The sequence below is a fragment of the Spirulina major PCC 6313 genome, from assembly GCF_001890765.1.
In the GTDB taxonomy this organism is placed as follows: domain Bacteria; phylum Cyanobacteriota; class Cyanobacteriia; order Cyanobacteriales; family Spirulinaceae; genus Spirulina; species Spirulina major.
This window is the reverse complement of the sequence record NZ_KV878783.1, coordinates 1,413,316-1,437,138: the sequence shown is the minus strand read 5'-3', so window position 1 is coordinate 1,437,138 and position 23,823 is coordinate 1,413,316. Positions and strand designations below refer to the sequence as shown.

Below are 23,823 nucleotides of genomic sequence, written 5' to 3'. Positions count from 1 at the left end.
AGGCGGTGAGGCGGGGAGAGGGTGTCACCGTCAAACCCCCTTAACGTACAAATTTGGGCATCACATCCGCTGCGGTTAACAACCCGGTCATGCCGCGTCGGTTCAGGTCTATTCCGGCTTTGAGATACCCAAAGGCTGGGCCGCAGACATTGGCGGCCATGCTGGTTTCATCGCCGAGGGTGAAGGTGTGGGTGGAGATTTTCCCTTCAAAGGTGCGGCCGGTGATCTGGACGTTGGTGCTGAGGGGTTTTTTGGCGTTGCGCGTATCGACGATGCCGCCGACGGTGACGCGATCGCGATCGCAAATCCCCGCCAACTCCAGCATAATATCGTCGGCATGCTCCATATTTTCCAACGACAACACCCCATGCATCCGGTCTAAGAGGGCTTCGATTTCCGCATCACTCATCGCCTGGGCTTGTTCCACCGTAAAACCGGGCATGTGGGCAATATCTTCCCGGATTGTCGCCCGATACGCTTCCCAGTTGGCAATCCCGACCCCGAAGGTGATTTTGACGTGATGCACCTCGGCGTAACTCTGAGCCGCCACCACCGCCGCAGCGGTGAGGAGTCCAGGGGTCGCACCGCAACCAGTTAAATAGGTGATCCCGGCCTGTTGGAAGCGATCGCCCATGGCAATCAACTGCTCCATCGCACTCGTCCGCTTCAGGGCATCCACCAAAACGCCACGCCACCCCGCCGCCAAAAACTGCTCCGCCACCGTCGCCATAAAGGTATTCGGCAAATTCGGCAGTGCCAGAAAATATCCATCCACATCCGCCGCTGCGATCAGTTCCGCAATACTCGTCTGGCTCAAAACACCGCCCGCTTCCAGATACCCAACGGAACCTTGGTTTTGATACACCGCACAACAGTCTGACACGGCTAATCCTGCCGAATCGTAGGCGTAGCCTTGTTTATCGGCAACGGCCACCAGACGCATTTCCTGCTTAGCGTTGAGTAGTTGGGCGGCAGCTTGGCCCAGCCCGCCAAATCCTAAAAGTCCAACCTTAATCATTTCAGCCTCCTATGCTGTACAACCGACCTCCTATTATCCCCTCTGCGCTTGTCTTCCTGGCCACTTTGATCACTAGTCTTAGCAAAACGCTGTCAGGCGACCCCACCCTAACTTAAGTGTATTGAGATACACTTTCTTCCCTTAAGTTTCGTCACAATACGAGCAGGCGCAGACTATCCTGGATCATGCACAAATCGTGTCGTCCTCGTGGCGAATGTTCGCAATGAAACCAAAGATCATCGTCTATGGCTTGGGGCGAACCGGCTATCAGATTTTTCATCTTCTCCGTCAACAGGGGGCCGAAGTGGTGGGGGTGAGCGATCGCCCCGTCCCTGGTGAAAGCAGTGGCGAGATTATCCTCGGCGATCTCCGCAGTAACAGCACCCTCATGGCCGCTGGTTTACGCTTTGCCCATACCCTCGTCCTCACCAGTAATGACGATGCGATGAATCTCGAAATCGTGACGCGGGCCCGGATGATTAATTCTAAAATCCGGATCATCAATCGCATTTTTAACCACACCCTAGGGGAACGCCTCGATCAGACCCTCAGCAACCATGTCAGCATGAGCGTTGCGAAGCTGGCCGCACCGATTTTTACCTTCGCTGCCTTGGGCAGCAAGGCCATCGGTCAGTTGCAACTCTACGACCAAACCTGGCCGATCCATGAGGAAATCATTGACCGCGATCATCCCTGGTTGGGCCGTCGCCTCAGTGAACTGTGGGAAAGCCGCAGCCGGATGTTGATTTACTATCTGTCGGCCTGCGAAGACTACGATCTTGTGACAGCGGTAATCGAAGGGAAGACCCTCCAAGTGGGCGATCGCTTAATTATCGGCACGCAACCGACGATCCGGTCTTCGCGGCGATCGCGCTTCAGAAAATTCATCAAAGCCATTACCAGTTTACGCAAGTTCAAAAACTATGGCCGTTCCGTTGCGATCGTCACCCTCGCCCTCTTCGCCACCATCATCCTCGCCACCGCCACCTACGTCAGCGTCAACTTCAACACCTCCCCCGTCGATGCCCTCTATTTCTCCGTCGGCATGATTACCGGCGCAGGCGGTCAAGAACAAGTGGCCGAACAAGCCCCCGACATCATCAAAGTCTTCACCGCGATCATGATGATCATCGGTGCTGGAGTGATCGGCATTTGCTACGCCCTGATTAATGACTTCATCTTAGGGAGCCAACTGCGCCAATTTTGGGCCGCCGCCCAAGTCCCCTATCGCCATCACTACATTGTCTGCGGCCTCGGCGGTGTCGGATTCCGCATCGTACAGCAATTACTCCATCAGGGCTACGAAGTCGTGGTGCTCGAAAACGACCCCAACAATCGCTTTCTCCATTCGGCGCGATCCATGGGCATCCCCGTGATCATCGAAGATGCCAGCCTCGCCAGCACCCTCAACGCCGCCAACATTACCAACGCCGCCGCCCTCGTCGCCGCCACCAGCAGCGACATGGTCAATGTGGAAATCGCCCTCTGCGCCAAGGGAACCACCCCCAAACTCCCCGTCATCGTCCGCAACCACGACCCCCAGTTTTCCCTCTCCGTGCAGCAAGTGTTTGAGTTTGAAACGGTGCTCTGTCCCACGGAACTCGCCACCCCATCCTTTGCCGCTGCGGCCTTGGGTGGGCGGATTTTGGGCAATGGCATGACGGATGAATTGTTGTGGGTGGCGTTGGCAATGATGATCACCCCGTTACATCCGTTTTGTGGTCGGTTGGTGCGGGATGCGGCGCGGGATGCGGATTTTGTGCCCCTCTATGTGGAAACCCAAGGCCGCCATGTTCACGGCTGGATGTTGTTGGAAACGGCGTTGCAAGCTAATGATGTGCTCTACCTGACAATGCCCGCCACGGGACTAGAGCAACTTTGGCGCAGTCAACCCCCAGAAGTATTGCTGCGTGAGGTTTAACCCCAACCCTAGGGTAGCGAGCTCCGCCAAGAACTTCAGTTCTTGGCTCAGAGCGAAAGTGGGCTGATGCCCACTGTGGAATCCGTGTTAACGGGTTTTCGCTCTGAGGCGGGGGTTTCAATCCCCGATGGGGGGAACCGCTGCTTGGGTTATGTCTGTATAGCAGTGGACAAATTCGTGAGGACAGGCAAGGGGCTTATGGAGGTTCACTATTTAATCCGGTCATTGAAAAAGGCTCTAAACCTCTAGCGAGCAAGATGCTCGCATTACGGAATTACCGGATTATTTCCTTAAGTTTCATAAGCCCCTTGTTCTAGGGTCTCTGAATGTCCTCACTGCCCTGGCTAGTGCTATATAAGCAGTAGCCTCTGGGGAGGGGGTTGGATTAGTTATATTTCGCGAGGAAGCCGCCGAGATCGGTGGTGTAGCCTTTGCCCACGGCTTGGAATTGCCAACTGCCATCTTGGCGATAGAGGCGACCGAATTCGAGCGAGGTTTCGGTGGAAAAGTCTTCGTCAAGTTCGTAGCGGGCAACTTCAGCTTCGGTGCTGGCATCGGCAAGGCGAATGAAGGCGTTTTTGACTTGGCCGAAGTTTTGCGATCGCTGCACCGCCTCATGAATCGTCACCACAAAAATCATCTCTTCTATGGCTGCATCAACGCGGGCGAGGTTCACCTCAATGGTTTCATCATCGCCGGAGCCTTGGCCGGTGCGGTTGTCGCCGTAATGCTCCACCGCCCCATCGGGGGATTTGAGATTGTTATAGAAAATAAAATGCTGGTCGCTCACCAATTTGCCATTGGCCCCCAACAGAAAGACCGAGGTATCCAGGTCAAAGGCGCTCGTACTCGCGCTCACATCCCAACCCAGACCCACCCAGGCACTTTTCAAGCCCGGTGCAGCTTTCGCTAAGCTGATCCCCTGGCCTTTACTGAGATTAATCGTCATGACACGGACTCCGAAATGATGGTGCTTTCCCATTCTAATCAACCGATTTTGGTTCCCTGGAGCAGGGCCACAACCTGGCACAATGGAATTTCCTATCAATCGCTCTAAACTCCCCATGGCTGCTGTGTTGCCCCCTGATGCGTTTATTGATCCCAGCGGTGCGAATGCGATCGCCGTTGAAACCCTCCTGCGCCAAGGCTTGGCAGTGCTCCTCGACCAAGCCACCACCGCCGATCACCGCGACCTCGTGCCCGCCGCGTTGGACTTGGAGGCGATCGCGCCAATCCCCGACCAATCCACCCCCCTAGCCGACCTCCTCCCCACCCTAAAAACCCTCTGCGCCGCCTCGATGAATGCCGCCCATCCCGGCTATTGGGGCCACATGGATTCCCTGCCGACCACGGTGTCGATTGTGGGCGATGCGATCGCCGCTGCCTTGAATAACAACCTCCTCAGTGTGGAAATGTCTCCCCTGTTTTCGCGGTTGGAGCCGTTGGTGTTGCGCCAGATTGCCCAGATGTTTGGCCTGGGCGATCGCGCTGGGGGAGTCCTCGTCAGTGGCGGCACGTTGGCCAACCTCCACGCCCTGGCCGTGGCTCGCAACCGCGCCTTTCCCAACGCCGTCACCCAGGGCATCGGCAACCATCGCCCCGTCCTCTTCGCCTCCGAACTAGCCCACACCTCAATCCAAAAAGCCGCGATGCTCCTGGGCTTAGGCACAGAGGCGGTGATTCCCCTCGCCACCACCGATCGCGCCCAAGTTCACCTCCCGGATCTCACCGCCAAGCTCGCCGCCGCCCAAGCCGCCGGTCAAACCCCCTTTGCGATCGTCGGGATCGCGGGCACAACAGTGACAGGCAACATTGATCCCCTGCCGGAAATGGCGGCGATCGCCCGTGCTCATCAGCTTTGGTTTCATGTGGATGCAGCCTATGGCGGGGCGTTGATCTTCTCGCCCCAGGAATGCGATCGCCTCGCCGGGATTGAACAAGCCGATTCCGTCACCTTCAACCCTCAAAAATGGCTCTACGTCGCCAAAACCTGCGCCATGGTGCTGTTTCGCGATCTGAAATCCGCCCACACCCAATTCCGCATCGCCGCCCCCTACATGCACCAAGACGAAGACTGGCCCAACCTCGGCGAAATCTCCGTACAAGGCACCCGCCACGCCGATATATTGAAACTCTGGCTCTCGCTTCAGCACATCGGCCGCGCCGGTTACGCCGCCTTAATCAACGACAGCTACCCCCGCACCGCTGAATTCGCCGCCCAAATCCAAGCCCGCCCCTACCTCACCCTCGCCAGCCCCCCGGAGATGAATATTCTCTGTTTTCGTGGCACACCGGACTGGCTTGCCCCGACTGAGTGGGACGCTTGGAACCGGGCCCTTCAGCAAACCCTGATCCAAACCAGGCGATTTTTCCTCTCCTTGCCCCGCTACCAAGGAGCCGCTTGGCTCAAGGCAGTGTTATTGAATCCCTACACGGAACGATCGCACATTCTCGACCTCTTCCAGCACATCGATCACTTTGCAGAAACCCACCGCTAAACCGCGACACCATCCCCACCACTTCCACACAAATCGTCACATTAAAAACGTCAGGACTCAGCAATAGCGAAGATTTACAAACCAATGAAACATTTAGTTTCAGATTCACCCCTTCCACTCACCATGAAACCCCATTTATTTCATACTAAATGTATAGAAATTCATGTGCGATCGAGTTGGTAATCAGTTTTCTGAATTAGGAGGACATTATGATGAAGCTCACGAAAATGCTGAACGAAATGGGTCAATTTTTGACGGAAGCGATCGGGCGTATCTTTATGCCTACGGATCAAGATTATCCAGAAATCGGGGTTCAACCCTTCACGGGTGATTTACGCCGGAAGGCCGTCAAAGCTGATTATTAAACTCTAGTCTTGCAACACACCTGAATCGGTGGATTGGGGCGGATTGCTAAATTGCAGTGATAGGTGATCGTGTAGCCGCCTAACCCAACAATCAAGCCTGATTTTAGCGGTGTTATGACTATTGCGATTCAACTATAGCGATCCTAAATCAATCGAAGATCTTATCTCCTCATCAACAAGGGGCCTAAGCCCCTTGTTGATGAATCAAATAGGATTGCTATATGCAAAGGGAAGTCATCATGGCTCCCCTTCTTTGGGTTTAACGTTATTCATCCCATCGACAATGCACCCGTCTTGATTGTCCTGTGGGGGTGTTGTGTGGCGATCGCACCTCTTTTTTTTAGTCTTTGGTCACAATTTTCGGTAGTGGTAAAGAAGTAGTGACTTGCTTCATCAAGTAATCTAATTGCCATTTAAATTTCCAGAGCGATCTCCTTACAGCAAGGGCTTCAGGCTCATTGGCATGCAGTTTAGATGCTGATTAGCTTAATCGCATCATGATAAATAAACAGGGTCTATTTCTATCATATCAATCTCACAAAAATCACCTGTCACTACTTCTTTACTACTACCGATTTAAGCATCACCACGGCCTAACAATACCAATGGGCTTCGAGTTCGGCTTTACGATCGCGCCATGCCGGTAAAAACTGATCCATCAAGCGGTAAAAGCGGGCATTGTGGCTCGGCTCCAAGAGGTGGATCAACTCATGGACGAGGACATATTCAAGGCAAGCAGGGGAAAACTTCACCAGTTCTAAGTTGAGCCAAATCCGCTTGGCGATAATATTGCAACTGCCCCAGCGGGTTTTCATCTGTTTAATTCGCCATTCATTCACCGTGACCCCGATCCGGGTTTGCCAGTGGTGCAACAGAGGCGGAATCATCAGCTTGAGTTGATGTCGATACCAACCGTGGAGGATTTGCTGGCGTTGGGTGGCGGTGCTGTGGGGGGGGCTGTGGAGTTCGAGGGTGTGGGCGGTGGGTGTCACACTGGGTTTGCCGGCGGTGGGGCAGAGGGTGAGTTCGTAGGCTTGCCCTTGGAAGTAGTGGGTTTCGCCGCTTTGCCATTGCCGATGAGTGGGGGGGGATTGGGCTTGGATGCGATCGCGATGGCGTTGAATCCACGCCAACTTACAGCGCACAAACTGCTCAAGTTCGTCCCACTGCATCGTATCAGGAGCCGAGAGGGAGATCCGCCCATCCAGGGGATGCACCTTGAGGTAGAGGTGCTTAATCGGTTTGCGCGTGACGCGGATGCTTAAGCCACAAAGAGTAATTGAAGGCATGATACTGACACAGCAACCATCCCTATTGTACGGATTCTGGGACTTTCGCGATCCCTAGCGTTGTCCTTTTTGCCAGCGGGCGATCGCACTTTGGGCGGCTTGATAGTTGGGGGCATCGGCTGGGACGAGTTGTGCGGTGGCGATCGCCTGCTCAAACTCACCCCGCGCCGCCCGTGAATTGGCAATCAGATAAATTTGCTCACCCCAGCGTTTGATCAAGTCTTGGGCCTGTTGATAGCCCGGTTGACCGGCGGGAATGGTTTTCAATGCATTGATGCCTTGAATATACGACGAGGCTTGGGTGTAGCGAATCATCCGACGGGCGGCGCGGATTTTTTCGGAGTTTTGTGTTTGGAGGGCGGCGTTTTGTGTCCATTGGGCGATGCTTTGCTGGGCGGCGGCGTGGCTCTGGGTTTGGCTGGCGGGAATTAGTTGGGCCGCTGCGATCGCCGCATCAAACTGACCCTGATTCGCCCGACCCTTGGCAATGTCTAAAATCACCTGACTCCAGCGGTTGATATCCGCTTGGGCTTCGGTGTAGAGGGGCGCACCGGGGGGAATGCGGTTCGCTTCAGCGATCGCCCGACTAAACCCGGAGGCTTGGTTGGACTGGATATAGGTGCGGGCCCGCGCCAAAATGGCTTGACTCTCTTCTAGGGTGGTGGGCACAGCCGCCGCATCCGTCGTTGGGGCAGCGGTGGGAGCTTGGGCCGGGGCATCGGTCGGGGGAACCTCCGCCGGGGGAGTTGCCGCGTTCGGGTCTGGGGCAGCGGGGGATGCGGCATCCCCCGCTGGCACGGGGGTGATCGGGGCTTCCGTGGCCGGATCGGTGGCGGTGTCCGGGGCCGGGGTGCGATCGCCACCAAACATCCAATTCAGCAACCCTAACAAGCCCAGGATCAAAAGCAACCCACCGCCCCAGATCAGCCAAGATTGTTGAGATTTTGAGGGCCGGGCCGGGGATGGCGGGGCGGCGGGGGGGACATTGGGGGCTGTGGTGGGGGGGTTCAGCATCGAAGCCGGGGGCGGGGGCGAGAAGGGGGGGAGATCCAGCGATCGCGTCGGTTCCGTCACCTCAACCTCATTCTCTTCGGGGGGTGCGCCCAAGGGTTCAGCCGCCAATTCCGGCGGAAACTCTTCCGCCTCCGCCGTGACCGTCCCGTTCTCCGGCACCATCGGGGCCGCCACCGCCGCCAACGGGGGCACAGGGGCCACCGCTTCGCCCCGACCTTGGGGCAACAGCGGCGCTTGGGCAAACTCAATCGACGGAATAATAATCAGCGGATGTTGCACTGGCCGCCAATGGTGTTCACTCAATTCCGGCAACCGTTCGTAGAGATAACTGCTGATGCTATCCAGGGTGGTTTGGGAGCCAAAATAGCGCAGGGCTTCGAGGAGTGCCGCCGTAAACATGCCATGGCCCAAGGCCACCGCCTCATGGGAGGATTCTTCAATCTGACTCGACAGCAGCAGCGAAACGCCCATTTCCGGCGCGAGTTGGGCCAATTGGGCCCCGACGGGTTCACCGGCAATCACCCCCGGCGAACGGTTAATATCCAGCAGGGCTAAGATGCGGCGATCGCCCTGTCCCTGTAACCGCTTGAACAAGTCTTCCACCGGAATCCCTGTCCCCGGAATATCCGCCGGGTTGCCGTCAATGGGCATCAAATAATCCACCCCTTGCCAACTCACCCCATAACCACTAAAGAAAAACCAGAGCAATGTGCCCGATTGCGTCGTTAGCCAGGTGTCAATCCAATGGCCGATCGTCTCTTTCGTGGGTTCTGTGGTCTGGTTTCCCACCCAGGGGGAAGCATCGGTTAATAGCAACGCCTGCTCCGGGGGGAGTTCTGTCTCTTCCACCAACAGTTGATAGATGGCTTGAGCATCATCTTGGGCGTAGTTGAGGGGTTGAATGTATTGATAGCGATTGATGCCAATTGCCAACGCGGTGTAGTCTGCCATATCCCCAGTACTTGAACAGGTTGCAAGCTAATTTTAACGGAATTCCTCGATTCTCTCTCGTTCTGGGGGGGCTGGAATCGTAAACAATCACAAAGCGGAGCGATCGCAGGGTGTTATAACGGATTTGGGCGATCCTAGAGGTTTGGCATGATAGCGAAAAACACCACCAGCAACAAGACCATTCACCCCCCCATCGTTCCCAGCCTGCGGCCCAGGAGCGGACTGGGTCTGGTGGTCATCGGTTTGGGTCTGATGCTTGCAATGAACGTGGGACGTGCGATCGCACCCCCCCCCAGCCTCGCCCAAATCCAACCCCGCTCCGTCGAACTCCAACGCCGCACCGACGACACCTACGAAACCTTTCTCCGCCGTGCTGAAGCCGTCGCCCGCGCCGCTGTACAACGCCAATTCGACAGCAACCCCCTCAGCACCACCGCCACCACCACCATCTACGGCAAAAATAACGGCTTCATCGCTCCCCTCCTGCGCCTCCACGTCACCCGCCGCGACTGGGTCAACCTCCCCGACCCCCAACAATGGGCCACCTATTTCCCCATGACCAAACAACTCCTCGGCTTTGACCCCGAAGCAGACACCCCCCCATCACCCTAAGCCCCAGCAAGCTGGCGCAACGGGGGGAAACTGCGAGGGGAAAATCACCGATCAGCTTCAGACCTTGGCGATTGACAGGGAATTTTTGACCAGCGATCGCCCTCAATTACCGTATGGCTTGCCCAGGTGGGATCAGATTCGGGGTAGTCTTGGCGAAAATGACCGCCCCGGCTCTCGGTGCGAAAGGCGGCACTTTTGAGGATTAATCGCGCCACCTCCAGGAGATTATCGGTTTCCACCACCTGGCGAATCACGGGCAGTGCGGTTTCTGTTTTGATGAATTCCATGGTGGGGGTGAGGGCGCGGAGTTGCTGCACGATCGCCACCTGTTCAAATTCCCCTTGCCATTGCTCCACCTGGGCGATCGCTGCCTCTAACACCGCCTGCGATCGGCAAATCCCCGCACTGTGCCACATCAACCGCTGCAACGCCTGCCGCTGTTGGGTCATCGCCGCGAGATCACAGTCTGCGAGGGCGTGGGGTTCCGGTTGTATCGTGGGTTCCTCTGGGGGCGAGGTGACGGTTAACTGACTGAGACGCGACGCATAGACCACACATTCTAAAAGGGAATTGCTCGCCAAGCGGTTCGCCCCATGTACCCCGGTACTCGCCACTTCCCCCACGGCATACAGACCCGGCAGGGAGGTTTCATTCTTCACATTCACCACAATGCCCCCCATCCAATAATGGGCGGCGGGCGTGACCGGAATGGGTTCTTGGTATGGATCGATGCCCCATTGTTGACAGACACGGATGATGTTGGGGAAGCGGTAACGGATGCGATCGCGCTCAATGGGGCTGAGGTCGAGGAAGACTCGGCCCTGAGTCGGATCGGGTTCGGTGGCTTCGAGATAGTCAAAAATGGCCCGACTGACGCGATCGCGGGGCGCGAGTTCCCCCTTGGGATGGTATTTGAAGGCAAAGCGATCGCCCTTACCATCCACCAAATGCGCCCCTTCGCCCCGCACGGCCTCGCTAATTAAAAAGCGCGGCGCACCCGGTTGCGCTAAGGCCGTGGGGTGAAACTGGAAAAACTCCAAATCCCGCAACTGCGCCCCCGCTCGCCCGGCCAAGGCCACGCCATCCCCCGTGCTCACCGTGGGATTCGTCGTCTGGGCAAACACCTGACCGCCGCCCCCCGTGGCCAACACCACCGCCCCCGCCCGCAACCAATGGATTTGATCCTGATACCACAGCCCCAAGCCCTGACAGCGGCTCCCGTCGGGGGTTTGCCAGAGTTTGAGGGCGAGGGTTTGGGAAAACACTTGAATATTCGGGCGTTGCATCACCTGTTCAATCAGGATCGAGACGATCGCCCGCCCGGTGGTATCGGCAGCATGGAGGACGCGGGGCTGAGAATGGGCCGCTTCGAGGGTCATGGCTAATTGTCCGTCGTGGCGATCGAAGGCCACACCGTAGTCCACCAACTGCGCGATCGCATCGGCAGCATGATCAACGAGGAATTCCACTGCCGTTTTGTCACACAATCCCGCCCCGGCTTTGAGGGTATCATCGCGATGAAACACCGGCGCATCGGTAGGCGCGATCGCCGCCGCAATGCCGCCCTGGGCCCACTGGCTCGCCCCCGTGTCGAGCGTTTCCTTGGTAATCAAACAGACAGAATACTGGCTGGGCAGACAGAGGGCGGCATACAGCCCCGCGGCCCCTGCTCCCACTACCACCACATCCACAGCAGCCGGCATAGCCCCCGATGAGCGAGAAACAGTCATGGCACGATTGAACAATTTTTTGAGACTATAGCAGGCTCAGGGGGATTCTCTACGGTTTCGGTGCAAGTTCGGGGCGATCGCGCCCCAATCCCCCACAAAAAAGCCCACCCCTTTAGGAGTGGGTTCCGGATCATGAACCTAAAGAGGTGCGATCGCGATCGGTTCAACCCTAACGGTTAAGCTACCGTCTCACGCCCTCACTCTGTCCTAGTCGTAGATCCCATTGTTTAAACGGGTATCTCCTTCGGTAAACACATCCGTCACCGGGACAACCGTGAACTTGTCCAAATTATCCTTTAAGCGTTGTTTCTGCGTTTCACTCAGCCCCTTAATGTCCAAAACGTCCTCGACAGACTCATAGGGAGCATTGCCGACAATTTTTTGGGCCAAGGTGGGGTAGAAGCCCCGCAGCTTCCGGAACGCTCGAACATTTGTATTATTGAGGTCAAGTTTTGCCCCAAACTCAGTCTCTAGCATCGCATCTGCATTATTCCGCAACGGCGCACCTATCGCTGGGCTCGCTTGAGCACCCCAGCACAATACACCCACGGAAAATACCGCAACCAGTAGCCAGTTGACTAATCTCTTCATCAACTCAAAATCCTCCTCTGCAAGCATGAATAGAACGACCGCAGCCATTCTATTTATAGTCATTTAATATCCAATCATCTTATCCTACCAGGGGTCGCCCCACGGCCATCATCCGTTACATTTGCCACAAAGCCCACCCCATGGAGTTTGTTAGACTAAGCAACTGGGGAACTCCCCAAGCCCATGATGTAGTGAAGCGAACCCACCCCACTCAAATCCCTATGGCTCCAAGCACTCTGTTACTCACCCAAGAACTCCCCAGCCTAGACTATCTCGCCACCCCAGCCCGCTTTGACGGCACTTGGGAAGCGCCCCTATCCACCCTCCTCGGCCTGGGTCGAGCCGCCGGTGCAGATTTCGTTGAATTTTTTCTCGAACGGGTTAACTATATTAGTTGCTTGGCAGAGGATGATCTCATTACCAGCATTTCCCCCAGCTTGACCACCGGGGCAGGGATTCGCGTCTTTCGTGGCAAGGCTGACTGCTACGTCAGTACCAACGACCTCACCTTCAACGGCCTCAAAACTGCCCTCGAAAAAGCCCTCTCGATTCTGGGCTTGAGCCTCCCGGCTCCCACGGCCTTCATCCCGGAAGTGTGCCTCGAACTGCTGCGGGACTACGCCAAGGCCAAAGATAAAGAACTCTGGCTCCCCGAATGTAGTTCCATCGAAGAAATGGGCGACATTCTCCTCGCTACCACGGCCAGTCTGGAAAAAGCGGCCTCCCATGTGCGATCGCGGCGAGCAGCATTTTTCCGAGATTGGCAAGAGGTGCTCGTCGCGTCCAGTGATGGCACCTTTGCGCGGGATATTCGCCTGACACAATCGGTGTCTTGTAATGTGCTCTGCGCCGATGGGGAACATCGCACCTCCAACGGGCTGCGGGATGGGGACACTAGTGATCCGGATTTCCTCCGCAATTGGAACTACCAGAAAGCTGCCGCCGACGTGGCCGAAAGTGCGGGGCAGATGCTCTACGCGGACTATGTGGAGTCGGGAACCTATCCGATCGTGATGGCGAATCATTTCGGCGGGGTGATTTTCCATGAGGCCTGCGGTCACTTGCTCGAAACGACACAAATTGAACGCAAAACCACGCCATTCATGGAGATGAAGGGTCAAAAAATCGCCCATGAAAACCTGACGGCCTGGGACGAAGGACGCTCTGATGATGCCTTTGGTACTCTCGATATGGATGATGAGGGAATGCCCACCCAGCGGACGCTGTTGATTGAAAATGGCATTCTGAAAAACTTTTTGAGCGATCGCGCTGGCCAAATGCGCACCGGCCATCCGCGCACCGGCAGCGGTCGCCGCCAAAACTACACCTACGCCGCCGCCTCCCGGATGCGCAACACCTACATTGCCCCCGGTGATTGCTCCGTGGAGGATATTTTCGCCTCCATCGATAAGGGGATTTACTGCAAAAAGATGGGCGGCGGCAGTGTGGGCCCTACGGGTGAATTCAATTTCGGCGTGGATGAGGCCTATCTGATCGAAAACGGCAAAGTCACCAAACCCCTCAAGGGCGCAATTTTGATCGGCGAAGCCAAGGACATCATGCACAAAATTTCGATGTGTTCCAATGATCTCAGCCTCGCGCCGGGGTTCTGTGGCTCGATCAGCGGCGGCATCTATGTCACCGTCGGCCAGCCTCATATTAAGGTGGACTCGATCACCGTCGGCGGCCGCTAACTCCACCCCTGAATCCGATCATCATGCAGGGTGGGCATTGCCCACCCTGCCCACACGAGCAATCTCTGTGTTTGACCTATGACTGCACTCTCGTCACCTCCCACCTTATTTACATTGGCCGAGTTTCTGGCTCAACCTGAAACACAACCGCCACGAGAATATCGTCACGGGTATATTGATCAAAAACCCATGCCCAAAGGAAAACACAGCGCGATTCAATCAACCCTCACGGCTGAGATCAATTATCAAAAAAAAAATGTGCGGGCTTTTAGTGAATTGCGATGTACCTTGGGCGATCGCTCCATTGTTCCTGACATCAGTGTGTTTCAGACGGATCGCATTCCTCGCGATTCAGCCGGAGACATTGCCGATGATTTTTGCCTGGCCCCGGATTGGCTGATCGAAATCCTCTCCCCGGAGCAGTCTTCAATTCGGGTGATTGATAAAATTCTGTTTTGTTTGGCACAGGGGACAAGGGTGGGCTGGCTCATTGAGCCTCGCGATCGCCTCATCCTCTCCTTTGGGCTGCATCATTCTCCCCAAACCCACGAGAGCCAAGCCCAGCCGCCCATACTGCCCCAGCTTGACCCCTGGCAGCCCACTGTTGATGATATTTTTGCCTGCTTAACCGTTTAGTGATTTTTCCAAGGATTCAGTTATGGTTCAAATTCAAGATCTTGCCCAATACACCGCCGACATTGCCCAAAAATTAGGGGTACACAAATATGATGTTTATGGCGCGAATACCGACTCGACTAGCGTCCAAGTGGATCATGGTGAACCGAAGCAGGTGAAAGCCTCCAACCGTTCGAGTGTGATTGTGCGGGTCTGGAATGACCAAGGCACGATGGGCGTGACGAGTACCACCGATGTAGACCCGGTGGGGATTGAATTGGCCCTGAAAACCGCCCAGGATGCGAGTATTTTCGGTGTCAAAGAGCATATCCCTGACTTCAGCCCGGAATCCACCGCGCCCCTGCCCGCTGTGGACACTTCCATGGCTGAACCGGCCCCCGTCACTGACTTGATCACCGCCTTGGTGGATGCGGAAAAAGCCCTGATGGAAGCCCATCCAGCGATTCATAGCGTGCCCTATAACGGGTTGTCGCAGCAGGAGATTGAGCGGTTTTATCTCAATAGTGCGGGGGCGTTACGGTCTGAAGCTCGCACCTATGCGTCGGTGTATTTGTATAGCAAGACAGAGGAGGAGGGGAAAAAGCCTCGGAGTGCGGGGAGTTTTCGGATGAGTCCGGGGTTGGGGAGTTTAGCGATCGCGGACTGCATCACCGAAGCCCGCGAGAAAACCATTAGTCATCTCAATTACCAAAAAATCCCATCGGGTAAATATCGCGTTGTCTTTTCGGGGGAAGCCTTTTTAGGTCTGCTCGGAGCCTTTTCTAACCTGTTCAATGCCCAAAGCGTCTTAGATAAACAGAGCTTGTCTACCCCGGAATCCATCGGTACAGCGATCGCGTCTCCCCTCCTCTCCCTGGCCGATGATGCCCTCCATCCTCAAAATGTCAGTGCCGAAACCTTCGACGGCGAAGGCACACCTACGCGCCGCGTCCCACTGATCGAAAACGGTATCCTCACCCGCTTCATCCACAGCACTGGCACCGCTAAACGGATGAACGCCCAACCTACAGGCCACGCCAATATTGGCGCGAAAGTCAGCGTCAGCCCCCATTTTTATCATGTGTTCCCCGGTCAACCCAGCGAGACGCAATACAGTTTAAATGAGGCGGAGAATGTGCTGCTGATTGATGATCTCAGTGCCCTCCATGCGGGGGTGAGTGCGCTTCAGGGGTCGTTTTCCTTGCCCTTTGATGGTTGGTTGGTGAATAAGGGGGAGAAAATCAGTGTGGATTCGGCGACGATCGCCGGCGACTTTCGGGATCTGCTCAAGGCGATTATCTATGTGGAGTCGGAACCGGAACTGACACCGGGCGGGGTTTGCCCTCGGATCTGGGTGGATGATGTGTCGGTGACGGGGGAATCCTAAGGGGGAGGCATTGGGGGCGATCGCCGCCTATCACCATCGCTCCCGTTTCCCCGCTAAGATCACCCTATTGCCGACCTTAATCCCTGTCTATGACTACCCTTTCCCCCGCCCTACCCACCCCTAAGCCCCCGACGCCTTCACCCCTCACCACCCTGACCCTCGATGTGGATGGGATGCAGTGCGCGGGCTGTGTGGCGGCGGTGGAGCGGCAACTCAAGCAGCAGCCCGGTGTTCATGCGGCCTGTGTCAATTTGATTACAGCGATCGCCGTGGTGGATTACGACCCCGACGCGATCACCCCGCAGGCCATGGCGGACTACCTCACCCAACGGGGTTTTCCCAGTACCCCCCGCCCAGAGGATACAGCGACCCCGACGACACCGAATTGGCGCGATCGCGCCGCCGCCGAACGCCAAGCCCACCGTCAACGCCTTTGGATCGCGGCGGGGCTGTTGCTCTTTTCCCTATTGGGCCATTGGCACCATTGGGGCGGCCCGGAAATTCCCGTTTTGGGACATATCGCAGTGCATTGGGCCTTGGCGACCTTAGCGATCGCCATTCCCGGCCGGGAGATTTTCACTGATGGGGCGCGGAGTCTCCGCTACGGTAACCCGAATATGAATACCCTCGTGGCGTTGGGGACGGGAAGCGCCTATTTAGCCAGTTGTGCGGCGTTGCTGTGGCCACAGTTGGGCTGGGACTGTTTTTTTGATGAGCCGGTGATGTTGTTGGGCTTTGTCTTTTTAGGGCGCACCCTCGAAGGCCAAGCCCGCAGCCGCGCCACCGCCGCCCTAGAGGCCTTAATTCAACTCCAACCCCAAACCGCCCGCCTGATCAGCACTGCCGACACCGCCCAGGAAAGCGGCATCACGATTCCGGTGCGATCGCTGCGGGTGGGGGAATGGGTGCGGGTCTTGCCGGGGGAAAAAATTCCCGTTGATGGCGAGGTGATGCAGGGGTCGTCCAGTGTGGATGAATCGATGTTGACGGGGGAATCGTTCCCGGTCACGAAACAGATCGGGGATACGGTGACGGCGGGAACCCTGAACCAAAGCGGCATGATCGCCGTCAAAGTCCAGCGGATTGGCGAGGATACCCTCCTTTCCCAAATTACCGCCGCCGTGGAAACCGCCCAAACCCGCAAGGCTCCGATTCAGAGCTTGGCGGATCAGCTTTCGGGGTATTTCGCCTATGGGGTGATGGCGATCGCTCTCCTCACCTTCCTGCTCTGGCAGATCTGGGGCGATCAATGGTTGGCGGGTCAAGCGATCGCCAGTGTCCCTAGCTTAATCAGTTTGAAACTGGCGATCGCCGTGCTCGTCGTCGCCTGTCCCTGCGCCCTCGGCCTCGCCACCCCCACCGCGATCCTGGTGGGAACGAGTCGCGGCGCAGAACAAGGGTTGCTGATCAAAGGCGGCGACAGCCTCGAAGCAGCGCACCGTGTGGATACCATCGTCTTTGATAAAACCGGAACCCTCACCCAAGGCCGTCCCCAAGTCACCGAAATTCATCCCCTCAATGATTGGAGCGCCGATCATCTCGTGCGATTCGCCGCCAGCATTGAGCAGGGCAGCCAGCACCCCCTGGCCACGGCGATCCTCACCGCCGCCGCCCAGCGCAATCTCAACCTCTATCCGACGGCGGATTTTGTCAGTGCGCCGGGGTATGGGGCGATCGCCACCATCCACCGCCCCGATCACCCCCCCGCCCTCTGTCGCGTCGGTAATGCCGCCTGGCTTCAGCAGGGCAACATCCCGATCCCCGCCGCCCTCGACGTGATTCAGCACTCCCTCGCCCAAGGGGGGCAAACGGTGATCTATCTCGCCTTAGATCACACCTGTATTGGCTTGATGGCGTTGAGTGATCCCCTGCGGGCCGATGCGCGGCAAACGGTGGAGAATTTACAACAGATGGGCTTGAATGTGGTGTTACTCACGGGCGATCATCCCGATGCGGCGGCCGCGATCGCCGCCCAACTCAACATCACCCAAGTTCTCGCCCAAGTCCTCCCCACCGCCAAAGCCGACCACATCCAAGCCCTCCAAGCCCAAAATCACCGCGTGGCCATGGTGGGCGACGGCATTAACGATGCCCCCGCCCTGGCTCAGGCGGATGTGGGGATCGCCCTCCATAGCGGCACGGATGTGGCTCTCGAAACCGCTGATATCGTCCTGATGCAGCCCCCCAATGCAGAACTGGGCTTACAAGCCGTCGAAAGTGTATTACATTTGAGTCGAGCCACGTTTGCTAAAATTCGGCAAAACTTAGCCTGGGCCTTGGGGTACAATAGCGTTCTGATTCCCACGGCGGCGGGTCTTCTCTTGCCTCGGTTTGGATTTTTGTTAAGTCCACCCATGGCGGGGGCATTGATGGCGTTAAGCTCCGTTATTGTAGTGACCAATTCACTCTTATTACGGAATCGCCGACCCCCCCTTAAAGATTCTGCTCCATCAACTCTGTCGCACTAGATTATTTTTTCTGGTTTAGAGAGTCATTGGGCTGTGACACAATGATAAGTAATCACAGCTTGAACATACGGTTTCTTGGGCACAAACGTGCCACATCACTTTTTTTCCTCAATCAGCAACATGAGGCACACGGGTTGTCTATGACTGCACCGACACCAAAATTGCAGCAAGAACATTTACTGATCGTTGATGATGCCAGGGGACGGCGTTCTGTCCCACTTTTGACTGAGTCGTACCTGATTGGGCGCGATCGCAGTTGTGATATTCACCTCAGTTCCCAATTTGTTTCCCGCCATCACGCAGTTCTAAACCGGAAAACCCGCAGCGATGGCACTGTGCTCTATCAAATCGTTGATGGAGACACAAAAGGACGACCCAGCGTCAATGGGCTTCTGATCAACGGCAAAAAACTGTCCATACACAACTTACAGCATGGCGACGAGGTCGTCTTTGGCCCCCAAGTGTCCGCGATCTATCAATCGCGTATTTTTCCAGCCCAAACCAACGCCGATAACTTACCCGTCATGTCCCCAGAAGACCCCTTCGACATTACGCTGATTGACCCCGCGATGATGTCCGGAGACACGGAAACGGCAAAACATCAGGACGACATCCTCCTTGACCCAGAACAAGACACCGCCTCGAATCGAAAGGATGTCTAGAAGCTCTGAAGTGCAGGACAACACAGCAGAGATGAGACCAAGCCCCAGGGCAATGCCAATCCTCAAGCAATCATACAGCCTGTTCAGAAATCCTCTACAGATCAGAAGTCTCTCGCCCCGTGAGCTACTGCGGATATAGCCGTAGCCAGGTTGCTTAGGACAAGGGAATCTCTAGGAACAAGGGGCTTAAGCCCCTTGCCTGTCCTAACAATATCGACTATTGCCGATCCCTAACCCAGGCTGTTAGTCGAGTGCGGGCATTCAGTGAGCTAGAGGCTCTACCCTTCCTAAAATCCTCGATCGTGCGAGCTTCTAACGCGCTGCCCCGGTTGAGAGGGGGATTAGGCACAAGCTCAGTCAACCGTTGAGCAACAGGCAAAAGCCTCAAGCCCGATCAGACTGGGTTTCACCCTAATGGATCTGGGATCTGCCCCGTGTTTAGGCAATCCGTTGCCCCGCCGCCACGGGCCGCTCCGGCTCCAACAGCACCACCGATCCATCCACCTGCACCACCCCCAACACCAACACCTCGGACATAAAATTGGCAATTTGGCGGGGAGGAATGTTAGTGATGGCAGTGATCATGCGCCCGATCAGACTGTCGGGGGTGTATAGATCGGTGATTTGGGCGCTGGATTTTTTCACCCCCAAGGGGCCAAAGTCGATCCAAAGGCGATAGGCGGGTTTGCGGGCGGCGGGGAAGGGTTCCGCCTGGATGATTGTGCCGGTGTGGATTTCCAGTGTCAAAAAATCGGCGTAACTTGCCTCGTGCATGGGTCTGATGCTCCTGGATCACTGGTGATGCTGAACGCCCTAGACCTCTTCAGGTTTAAAGGCCGGTGCTGTCGAATGTGCGGATCAGGGCGTTGAGGAAGGCAGAACCCCAGAGGCTAGCGAGACCACCGCAAAGCAGTACTAGGGCTGCGACAATCCCCAGATGAAGCGGTGTCAGGGCGGGGGATGATCCGTAGAGGATGGGCAGGGCGGCAACCATGGCACCAACGCTAGACCCAACGAAGAAACGACCGATCGCGGGCTTCAGGGATGCTGGCGATCGCTGATGTTCATGAGACATAGACTGAAGACTCCCGATCATAGTGAACGTGATCAAATCATACTCATTCTGTGCCATCCGTTGCTATGGTGCGATCGCCCCCCGTTCGATCAACTGCTGCTGCGCCGTGGGCGTTAACCCTAAATTATCCCCCAGCGTCATCTGAGTCAGGGTCGCCCCCGTCCAGACGGTTTCGCTAACCGTTGCCCCGCATAGATTCGCCTGGCTGAGGTTCACCCCCGCCAAGGACACCAGAGCCAAGCTCGCCCGCTGAAGATTTGCCCCGCTCAGGTTGGCGTTTTCCAAAAATGCGCCGCTCAAGTCCGCCCCGCTCAGGTTTGCCCCGCTCAGGTTTGCCCCGCTGAGATCCGCATCGCTGAGATCCGCCCCGCGCAGATTCACCCCGCGCAAGTCTGCCCCGCTTAAATCGGCTTCTTGCAAATCCACGCCGAGAAAATCACCCCCAGCAAAGTCAACGGCAGGATCAAGCTGGGCCAACTGGGCCAGGTCGAGAATCCCAGCGGTGGATGTCGTGAGAATTGTCTCTAAGGTGGGGATGGTGGTGGGAAATTGGGCAGGGGAGGCGGGGGGGGAGTCGGTGGTGATGCGGCAGAGGAAGGGCGGTAGGGCAGACCAGAGGGCTTTAACGATCGCACGTTTGGCGATCGCCTGTTGATTCGGACTCAGATCACGAGTCCACAACCCTTCCGTTGCCAAGACAGCACAGTCCGCCAACCGGGGCACGAGATCCAGTTGAAGATCCTGGGGCGGATGGGGCAGGGTAAGGAGGGTTTGATCCAAGTGATGGGCTTGGGGAGGGAAGGTGAGCGACCAATGCAGGGTGCGATCGCCGCTAATTTCCACCGGGCCAAACTCCGAGGTCATCGACTCCGAAGCTGGTAAATGGGGCAACGTCAAATGTAGCCCACTACCCCGCAACGCCCAATGAACCCGTCCCGCGCCGAGGGGTAACCATTGCGGACAAACCTGAAGTTGTAATTGCAGCGTCGTGCGATCGTCAGACTGATTCAAGATCAGGTGCAGCGTCGCCAAATCGGGGAAAGAATTAACGAAAACCAAAGCAGCAGTCATAACAGATTTACACAGGGTCGAAAGGGTGAGTCAACGGGTTCTGCATCTAACGCTATCATCAAAGGCAAACGCACACTAGCCAAAGGGATGAAAGGGTCAAGGCGGCGTGAGGAGTTGCGGAGGGCGATCGCCGATCCTGTCTAACGAACTCTACTGTTACGGCACACGTTAATCAGTGGGTTACGGCTGATCCATAACCCCAGCAGCGATTCCTCCCCGTCGAGGATTGAAATTTCCGCCTCACAGCGAAAACCCGTTCACACTGGTTCCACAGTGGGCATCAGCCCACTTTCGCTCTGAGCCAAGAACTAAAGTTCTTGGCGGGATCGGGGTTTGGGGTGAGGGGAATGAGTGAACAAGCTGTAAAGCCTGATTTTAGCTGTGTCATGGCAGTAAGATGCTGTGAGCGAAGCGCAACGCACCGTCACACTGAGCGTTGGACATTCAAGATGATCCGACGATTCAGTCTTGACGCTGCACTCGATCAAAAACCTTGGCAAAGAGGGCATAGCGTCGCAAGGGGTGCGGCTGAGCATAACGGCGGCTGATCGCTTGGGATGGGTTGCGATCGCGCATCAACGCATGAATCACCCGCCCATACCCCAACTGCGCCGCCACCCGATGACAATCCGCCACCAACACCCGCCCCAACCCGCCATAGGCTCGCCCTGGCCAGCGGGCCAGGGTTTTCAAAACTACGGTTTGCCCTGCGGAATCACACCAATCAGGAAACGCGAAGGCCAGCCCCACAACTTGCCCGCTAACACAGGCGACTCGGATCAATTCGGGCCGTAATTGGGGCAAAAGCTGCCGATATTGCTGCTCAAATTGGGGATAGGCCAGGGCAGTAAACAAGGGCGTAGGGGCAAAAGCAGCATGAATGAGGCCATGGATTTGCCACAATTCTGAGGAGAGTTGACCCAGATCAACGGGTCTGATCCTGAGGCCGTCTTGGCTGAAGCGATCGCGCCGCACCTCCGCCCGCCCATCATGCCGCGTCAGATTCTCGCAGCGAGTAGATTGATAGGTCAAAACAGATGAAAAGCCCGCCCGCTCTAGGGCCGCGAGGTGGTGGGGCGGGGTGATCGGTTCGAGGGCGAAGGGGGGCGCAGTGCCGGGGTCAAGCACGGCGCGATAGGGTTGCCAGGTACTGCCGTCAATGGGAGCGATCGCCACCTCACACCCTTCGGCCCGCAACCGTTGCCATGCCTCGCTTAACAGCCCCACCCCTTGAGCCGCATTCCTACAGGTAAACCGCCCTAAATATCCCGTTTTTCGCCCCTGCCACGGGGGAACCTGCCGCCACCAAAGAGCGATCGCGCCCTCAACACCGTGATCAGCGATCGCATCCGGTTCTCGAATCATGGCAGCACAGGAGCCGCAGCACATTGAAATTCAACACGGTAGAGATAAAATTTTTCATCGTGGATTAAACTTTCCGTCAATTCCGTTAAGGGTTGAATACAAAGATCGGGATGTTCAGCCCTCAGGGGTTGATTCAAAATCAAGATAATTTCGGATTGAGGTTGATGGCGAAAGAGGGTGATCAGTTGTGCCAAAATGGTGGGCTGATCCACAGGGTTACGATCTGTTGTATAGCGAGTAAAGCTGCCCAATCGTTGCAGTTCTGGATAGTAAATTTGACGTTTTAAATAAAGAGCAATGGGCGACATCGTATAGTCTGGGCTGCCAACAATTAGCGCATCATCTAACTGTTCGGCTTGTAAATAGTGGGCAGTGGCTTGACCTGCCGAAAACGGATAACGAAGGTCATTGATCATCGCCAAAATGCCCGCGATCGCTTGACTACTTAAAATAATAGTTAAGGTAGTTGAAGCCAGTTTTTGCCAAGGACGCGCAGTCGGGGGGGATTGGGTTGGATCGCAACGAGAATCAGGATAATAATCGGCAATCCAGAGCGCCACGATCAGCGCGATCGCTAAATGCCCCACATGACGAATCGCGCCCATGAATTTTAAATAGGAAAAGCAAAAAATCCCCAGATTAGCGACGAGGTAAAAGATCAGTGCAACGGGTGTATGGCGTAAGGATTGGGCGAAAATAAAAAAGAGAATTAAAGAGGCGATCGCCAATAAAATCAAATCTTGATAATTGTTTTGGGGCGTGATCAACAGCACATAACTCGACCACAGTTTAGACAGAGCTTCCAACACCCGCAACCCGTTGAACCGCACCACCCAACCCGACGCATAGTTTCCCGCTTCACTCGGAATCATTTGCTGCAAGGATTGCCACCCGACGATCGCAACGATGGCGATACTCAGAACCAAATCAACCCAGCGCCGCCGCGTTTTGAGCCAAGGGTCTGGCGTGATCCCGTAATCCACGCAGAGGGCCAGGATGGCCGCGATCGCTAAAATCATCGCGTAAATATTCGCTTGCATCATAAGCGCTAAACTCAACGCCAAACCCACATACGTCCGGCGGCGCGTTTCAAACAGCGCACAAAAGAGAAAAACCCCTAAAATGCCAAAGGCATAATTGCGACTAATTAACGCATATTCATAGGCGCAATAATAGCCAAAACACACTAAAATTTGATGCAGTCGAGAAAAGGGTGAAGAGCTCAGCCATACATAACTAAAAAAAACCGCGATGCCCAAGTGAAAAAACTGCATTGCAAGCGGATTCGTGGTAATTTGATATACCCCATACACCACAACATACCAAAGCCACGGATGTCCATCATCTTTAATACTTGCCACAAAACTAGACCACGAATCAGCATCCCACGCCCGGAGCCACACATTCGCCTCATCTCGCCACAGTTCATGATGCAAAATTCCCATCACACCTAGCGCGAGGTATATCCCTAAAATGATCGCGATAAAGATAGATTTG

Annotated in this window: 20 protein-coding genes; 9 read left to right on the top strand and 11 right to left on the bottom strand. The window is 55.9% G+C overall.

Annotation, left to right across the window (positions count from 1 at the left end):
* Nucleotides 1-40: 40 nt before the first annotated feature.
* On the bottom strand, nt 41-1,018 hold the full coding sequence (gene bioU, locus SPI6313_RS06125) for a (S)-8-amino-7-oxononanoate synthase BioU (RefSeq protein ID WP_072620202.1): 978 nt from the start codon (nt 1,016-1,018) through the stop codon (nt 41-43).
* A gap of 223 nt (nt 1,019-1,241) precedes the next feature.
* Between bioU and SPI6313_RS06120 the strand changes: the two genes are divergently transcribed.
* A complete protein-coding gene (locus SPI6313_RS06120) occupies nt 1,242-2,939 on the top strand; it encodes a potassium channel family protein (RefSeq protein ID WP_072620201.1) in 1,698 nt (565 codons plus the stop codon).
* Nucleotides 2,940-3,324: 385 nt separating this feature from the next.
* On the opposite strand, the gene SPI6313_RS06115 is transcribed toward SPI6313_RS06120, so the two are convergent.
* Nucleotides 3,325-3,888: a TerD family protein gene (locus SPI6313_RS06115; protein WP_072620200.1), complete on the bottom strand. Its 564-nt coding sequence runs from the start codon at nt 3,886-3,888 to the stop codon at nt 3,325-3,327.
* Between the two features lie 115 nt (nt 3,889-4,003).
* Here SPI6313_RS06115 and SPI6313_RS06110 point away from each other — a divergent pair, with 115 nt between their 5' ends.
* Nucleotides 4,004-5,437 (top strand): pyridoxal phosphate-dependent decarboxylase family protein, encoded by a 1,434-nt coding sequence (locus tag SPI6313_RS06110; protein WP_072623021.1) that lies wholly within the window; start codon nt 4,004-4,006, stop codon nt 5,435-5,437.
* A gap of 209 nt (nt 5,438-5,646) precedes the next feature.
* On the top strand, nt 5,647-5,802 hold the full coding sequence (locus SPI6313_RS23385; RefSeq protein ID WP_175551021.1) for a hypothetical protein: 156 nt from the start codon (nt 5,647-5,649) through the stop codon (nt 5,800-5,802).
* Between the two features lie 593 nt (nt 5,803-6,395).
* On the opposite strand, the gene SPI6313_RS06105 is transcribed toward SPI6313_RS23385, so the two are convergent.
* Both SPI6313_RS06105 and SPI6313_RS06100 read right to left on the bottom strand, forming a co-directional pair.
* Complete coding sequence (locus SPI6313_RS06105; protein WP_072620199.1) at nt 6,396-7,091, bottom strand: M48 family metallopeptidase; 696 nt, start codon at nt 7,089-7,091, stop codon at nt 6,396-6,398.
* 54 nt (nt 7,092-7,145) lie between these two features.
* On the bottom strand, nt 7,146-9,056 hold the full coding sequence (locus SPI6313_RS06100) for a caspase family protein (protein WP_072620198.1): 1,911 nt from the start codon (nt 9,054-9,056) through the stop codon (nt 7,146-7,148).
* Nucleotides 9,057-9,203: 147 nt separating this feature from the next.
* Here SPI6313_RS06100 and SPI6313_RS06095 point away from each other — a divergent pair, with 147 nt between their 5' ends.
* Nucleotides 9,204-9,668 carry a hypothetical protein gene (locus tag SPI6313_RS06095; RefSeq protein ID WP_084668917.1) on the top strand — a complete coding sequence of 155 codons (465 nt, stop codon included), beginning with the start codon at nt 9,204-9,206 and terminating at the stop codon, nt 9,666-9,668.
* Between the two features lie 44 nt (nt 9,669-9,712).
* On the opposite strand, the gene nadB is transcribed toward SPI6313_RS06095, so the two are convergent.
* Both nadB and psbU read right to left on the bottom strand, forming a co-directional pair.
* The gene (nadB, locus tag SPI6313_RS06090) at nt 9,713-11,398 is read right to left on the bottom strand and encodes an L-aspartate oxidase (RefSeq protein ID WP_072620197.1); all 1,686 of its coding nucleotides are present in this window, start codon (nt 11,396-11,398) and stop codon (nt 9,713-9,715) included.
* Nucleotides 11,399-11,605: 207 nt separating this feature from the next.
* Complete coding sequence (gene psbU / locus SPI6313_RS06085; protein WP_072623019.1) at nt 11,606-11,989, bottom strand: photosystem II complex extrinsic protein PsbU; 384 nt, start codon at nt 11,987-11,989, stop codon at nt 11,606-11,608.
* A 221-nt stretch (nt 11,990-12,210) separates the two neighbouring features.
* Here psbU and SPI6313_RS06080 point away from each other — a divergent pair, with 221 nt between their 5' ends.
* The 5 genes from SPI6313_RS06080 (at nt 12,211) to SPI6313_RS06060 (ending at nt 18,815) form a co-directional block, all read left to right on the top strand.
* Nucleotides 12,211-13,683 (top strand): TldD/PmbA family protein, encoded by a 1,473-nt coding sequence (locus SPI6313_RS06080; RefSeq protein WP_072620196.1) that lies wholly within the window; start codon nt 12,211-12,213, stop codon nt 13,681-13,683.
* Between the two features lie 78 nt (nt 13,684-13,761).
* Nucleotides 13,762-14,319, top strand: coding sequence for a Uma2 family endonuclease (locus SPI6313_RS06075; RefSeq protein ID WP_072620195.1), 558 nt, complete (start codon nt 13,762-13,764; stop codon nt 14,317-14,319).
* A gap of 22 nt (nt 14,320-14,341) precedes the next feature.
* Complete coding sequence (locus tag SPI6313_RS06070) at nt 14,342-15,685, top strand: TldD/PmbA family protein (RefSeq protein WP_072620194.1); 1,344 nt, start codon at nt 14,342-14,344, stop codon at nt 15,683-15,685.
* An 89-nt stretch (nt 15,686-15,774) separates the two neighbouring features.
* On the top strand, nt 15,775-18,153 hold the full coding sequence (locus SPI6313_RS06065; RefSeq protein ID WP_072620193.1) for a heavy metal translocating P-type ATPase: 2,379 nt from the start codon (nt 15,775-15,777) through the stop codon (nt 18,151-18,153).
* A gap of 140 nt (nt 18,154-18,293) precedes the next feature.
* Nucleotides 18,294-18,815 carry an FHA domain-containing protein gene (locus SPI6313_RS06060; RefSeq protein ID WP_072620192.1) on the top strand — a complete coding sequence of 174 codons (522 nt, stop codon included), beginning with the start codon at nt 18,294-18,296 and terminating at the stop codon, nt 18,813-18,815.
* A 438-nt stretch (nt 18,816-19,253) separates the two neighbouring features.
* Here the strand turns inward: SPI6313_RS06060 and SPI6313_RS06055 are convergent, their stop codons facing one another.
* The 5 genes from SPI6313_RS06055 to SPI6313_RS06035 form a co-directional block, all read right to left on the bottom strand.
* Nucleotides 19,254-19,589, bottom strand: coding sequence for a tRNA-binding protein (locus SPI6313_RS06055; RefSeq protein ID WP_072620191.1), 336 nt, complete (start codon nt 19,587-19,589; stop codon nt 19,254-19,256).
* 55 nt (nt 19,590-19,644) lie between these two features.
* Nucleotides 19,645-19,890, bottom strand: coding sequence for a hypothetical protein (locus tag SPI6313_RS06050; RefSeq protein WP_139276566.1), 246 nt, complete (start codon nt 19,888-19,890; stop codon nt 19,645-19,647).
* A 63-nt stretch (nt 19,891-19,953) separates the two neighbouring features.
* Nucleotides 19,954-20,961 carry a pentapeptide repeat-containing protein gene (locus SPI6313_RS06045; RefSeq protein ID WP_072620189.1) on the bottom strand — a complete coding sequence of 336 codons (1,008 nt, stop codon included), beginning with the start codon at nt 20,959-20,961 and terminating at the stop codon, nt 19,954-19,956.
* A 462-nt stretch (nt 20,962-21,423) separates the two neighbouring features.
* Nucleotides 21,424-22,326 carry a hypothetical protein gene (locus SPI6313_RS06040; protein ID WP_072620188.1) on the bottom strand — a complete coding sequence of 301 codons (903 nt, stop codon included), beginning with the start codon at nt 22,324-22,326 and terminating at the stop codon, nt 21,424-21,426.
* The gene (locus SPI6313_RS06035; protein WP_139276565.1) at nt 22,323-23,771 is read right to left on the bottom strand and encodes a hypothetical protein; all 1,449 of its coding nucleotides are present in this window, start codon (nt 23,769-23,771) and stop codon (nt 22,323-22,325) included. Before SPI6313_RS06035 ends, SPI6313_RS06040 begins: the two co-directional genes overlap by 4 nt.
* Nucleotides 23,772-23,823 lie beyond the last annotated feature (52 nt).